The organism is Pseudomonas sp. SB113 (genome assembly GCF_040754745.1).
Taxonomy (GTDB): domain Bacteria; phylum Pseudomonadota; class Gammaproteobacteria; order Pseudomonadales; family Pseudomonadaceae; genus Aquipseudomonas; species Aquipseudomonas grimontii.
Window position 1 is genome coordinate 1 of sequence record NZ_JBFMHW010000273.1, and the last position, 306, is coordinate 306.

General features: G+C 67.3%; 1 protein-coding gene. It reads left to right on the forward strand.

Annotated elements, in window-relative coordinates; genetic code table 11:
* Positions 1-306: type II secretion system F family protein (locus tag AB1462_RS32535; RefSeq protein WP_367249244.1), on the forward strand; the 306-nt coding region annotated here is incomplete at both ends.

Sequence of the window (306 nt, forward strand, 5' to 3'; positions counted from 1 at the left end):
TGCTGCGCAGCCGTGGCCTGACCGCGTTGCTGGTGCAGGTCGAGGGCGGTCAGCAAAGCGCCGCCGGCAGCAGCCTGTTCAGCGCCAAGCTGTCGGACAACGACCTGGCCTGGGCCACGCGGCAACTGGCGAGCCTGCTCGGTGCGAGTTTGCCCTTGGAGGCGGCATTAAGCGCCACGGTGGAGCAGGCGGAGAAAAAACACATCGCCCAGACCCTCGCCGCTGTGCGTGCCGATGTACGTGGCGGCATGCGTTTGGCGGATGCCTTGGCCGCACGGCCACGGGACTTTCCGTCGATTTACCGCG